The organism is Synechococcus sp. H60.1 (assembly GCF_047462335.1).
GTDB lineage: Bacteria > Cyanobacteriota > Cyanobacteriia > Thermostichales > Thermostichaceae > Thermostichus.
Window position 1 is genome coordinate 1 of sequence record NZ_JANSJA010000286.1, and the last position, 3156, is coordinate 3156.

Below are 3156 nucleotides of genomic sequence, written 5' to 3' on the forward strand. Positions count from 1 at the left end.
TCTAGGGGCGTCTTGACAGCGCCTTTGCGAGTTTGTCTATGGACTGCGTAAGAATCCCCCGACTGTAGTTGGGGGAATGTCAAGCAGCCGAAAAAGTCCGGAGCGACTCACAACCCTAAGATTCTTATCTGCTGGCGGTTGGTTGCAAGGAGCTGGCGACCGCTAGGCCCCTCAATCATCCAGAGATTGTACATTTTGCACAATTCGAGACAGCTCGTTTTTCTCATCCACATTGATGCGGGTTGGGGATCCACTGATAATCCGCTCGTAGCCACGGAAGGAATCGCGAATTTGAATACCCGAATCGGAAATCAAATATTCGCGGATGCCTTTGTCGTGCCAGGATCCCCGCATTTTAAACACGTTGAGAGCCCGCGCCATCTCGCCCCGAATCTCCACATACTGCAACAGGATGATTGTGTCGGTGATGGTGGAGATGTGGGACTCAGTAATGGAATGGGATCCCATGAACTGGTCGGTGGTATTGGTGAAAAAGCCGGTGATCTCCTCCTGCTTGGCCAGGCCAGTTACCCCGATAACAAACTGCCGGAAAGCATTTTGGCTCACCCCCCGCGCCAGCGCCGACAGCGAGTCGATGGCCATGCGGGAGGGCTTGAAGGCCATCATCTCGGTTTTGATCTTCTGCAGGTGGTCTTCCAGGCCGGCGGACTCCGGGTAAGCGCAGATAATCTTGAGGAGGCCCTGCCGCTCGAACTCCTCTAGGTCAATGCCCCAAGAAGAGGCATTGCGGGAAAGCTGTGCCCGCGACTCTTCGTAGGCAAAGAGGATGCAGCGCTCTCCGTCCAGGCAGCCCCGCTCCAGGAACTTGCTCACCAGCGAGGTTTTGCCCGTGCCGGTGGCGCCGGTGGCCAGGATAATTGAGTCTTTGAAGAAGCCGCCGCCGCACATTTCATCCAGCTTCTCGATGCCGGAGGAGACGCGCACATTGGAGGAGCGCTGCGTCAGTTGCATGGCTCCCAGCGGGAAGATGTTGATCCCCTCGTTGGTGATGGTGAAGGGATATTCCCCCTTCATGTGGGTGGTGCCCCGCAGTTTCAGGATCTCAATGGTGCGCCGCCGCTTTTCCCCCTCCAGAATGTTGCGCAGAATCACCACGTTGTCGGAGACAAACTCCTCCACACCGTAGCGGGCAATGGGGCCGTACTCGTCGGTGCGCTCGGTGGTCATCACTGTGGTGACATTGGCCTGTTTGAGGCGGGCCGTCAGGCGGAACAGCTCCCGCCGCACCACGCCGGCAGGGTCGTATTGCTGAAAGATGGCCGTCACCGAGTCGATGGCAACCCGCTTGGCTTTGTATTTGCGGATGGCATATTGAATGCGCTCGATGAGGGCCGACAGGTCGAAGTTGCCGCTCACCTCGTATCCCTCTGGATCCGGGGAAGCATCCAGAATAAAGAGCTGGCCTTTGTCGATAAGGGCTTGAAGGTCCCAGCCGAAGCTGGAGGCGTTGCGGATGATGTCGGCAGGGGTTTCCTCAAAGGTGACGAAGATCCCCGGCTCTTGGTACTTGACGATGCCGTTGTAGAGAAACTGGAGGGCAAACAGCGTTTTGCCGGTGCCAGAGGTACCGCTGACCAGGGTGGTGCGCCCCAAGGGCAGCCCGCCGTGGCTAATGTCTTCGAAGCCCTCGATGCCCGTCTGTTTTTTCGGGATCCCCCGCAGCTCTGACCCGCCTAGGAAGGAGCTCGATGGGATCCCCTCCGCGGCGTTATCTTGCAGCTTTTCTGGCTCAGAAGGCCCCAATGGTTGGTTCATTCCCCTCTCTCTCCTAAAACCTGTCTTAAGCCTCTTCGTCCAATTCTTCGTAGAGCAAATCTAGGCCGATGAGCACTTTCTCGCGGTTGGACAGATCACCGATAATTTTCCGCACCGGTGGCGGCAGAATTTTGGCCAAGGTCGGTGTCGCCAAGATCTTATCTTCCTCCGCCAGTTGCGGATTTTTCAAGACGTCGATCACCTTCAGGCTGTACACGCCGCGGAACTCCTTTTCCAAGATGTCTTGCAAGGTGCTGAGGGCGCGCAGAGAATTGGGGGTATTGCCCGCCACATAGAGCTTGAGGACATAGGCTTTGCGAGTGGACATGTTAGGGATCCCTTGGGGCAGGTTTGGGAATGGAGCGACGGTACATTTCGCTCAGGTGGGCCATCACGTCGATGAGAGTGAGGCGGTAATCCAGCAGGATCTCTTCGCTGCGGCCCTCCAGTTTCAGTTGTTTGGCAAAATCCTCCATCAGGTTCATGTGCAGCTCCAACAGTTGGGCAGCGCCGATGTCGGCAAAAAAGGCAAGGGCCACCAGCTCGTCGATGCGGGCATTGACGGTCTCAGGGGACTGAAAATACTCCAGGACAATCGCCTGGTAAAGGTTGCGCAGCCGCCGCATGAGGGCCTGCTGCTCGTCGGGGGGCAGGTGGCGGTAAAACAGCTCCGGATCCCGATGGTAGTACACGCCGGCGTAGCCGAGGCGTTCCCGCAGCTTTTCCGCCAGCCGCCGCTGCTGCTGGTGCGTGTAGAGCAGGTAGGGCTGATCCTTGGGGTAAGGGTTTGCTGCAGGCAGGCTGCAGGTGGGAGAAATCTGAAGAAACAGGGCAATGGCTCGGTTGATCAGCAGCTCCAAGGGAGAGGGAGAAGCAGAAGGAGTGGCCTGGGATCCCTTTGGCGGCAACAGCTCTGACGGCGAGACGAGGCGAACCAGGGTGGCGTTGTGGTAGAAAAACCGCTCCCGCTTGAGCAGAGCTCTTGCCCCTGGAGGAACAGGGGGGGAGGATGGTTCACCGGAGCGGCTGGCGCCGCCTTCCGGTTTGAGCTCTTCCGACACAATGGCCACCACTGTCGGCAGCAACAGTCCCTGTTTGCAAAGCTGACAGCCCAACGCCTCCAGCTTGTCCAGCCGCGTCGCGTCCACCAGCAGCACTAGGCAGTCTGGATGGTTTTCCTCCCCTTGCAGAGCCTCCAGAAAGGCTTCCGGCTCCTGGAAGACCTCAGCCACAAAGCGTTCTGGCGACAACAAAACCTCTGCCGCCAGTGGCTCTCCAGCAGGCGGCTCCCAATCGAGCAAAAGGCTGATGTGCAGTGGGTGGGTGTCGGGCTTCAACAGGATATAAAACGATAAGAGCTGCCTTCGATCTTAAATCTTC

The 3156-nt window shown here is 57.9% G+C and carries 3 protein-coding genes; all 3 read right to left on the bottom strand.

Features of this window, described 5'->3' with window-relative positions; genetic code table 11:
* Window positions 1-171 precede the first annotated feature (171 nt).
* From kaiC to NW852_RS13055, 3 genes are read right to left on the bottom strand one after another with little or no spacing between them, the layout of a single operon-like run.
* Window positions 172-1776 carry a circadian clock protein KaiC gene (gene kaiC, locus NW852_RS13045; protein WP_414366758.1) on the bottom strand — a complete coding sequence of 535 codons (1605 nt, stop codon included), beginning with the start codon at window positions 1774-1776 and terminating at the stop codon, window positions 172-174.
* Between the two features lie 25 nt (window positions 1777-1801).
* On the bottom strand, window positions 1802-2104 hold the full coding sequence (gene kaiB, locus NW852_RS13050; protein WP_011430723.1) for a circadian clock protein KaiB: 303 nt from the start codon (window positions 2102-2104) through the stop codon (window positions 1802-1804).
* Between the two features lies 1 nt (window position 2105).
* Window positions 2106-3113: a circadian clock protein KaiA gene (locus tag NW852_RS13055; protein ID WP_414426811.1), complete on the bottom strand. Its 1008-nt coding sequence runs from the start codon at window positions 3111-3113 to the stop codon at window positions 2106-2108.
* Window positions 3114-3156 lie beyond the last annotated feature (43 nt).

Coding starts and splice junctions, on each gene's coding strand:
- kaiB (WP_011430723.1), bottom strand. CDS start 2,104: ATGTCCACTCGCAAAGCCTATGTCCTCAAGCTCTATGTGGCGGGCAAT.
- kaiC (WP_414366758.1), bottom strand. CDS start 1,776: ATGAACCAACCATTGGGGCCTTCTGAGCCAGAAAAGCTGCAAGATAAC.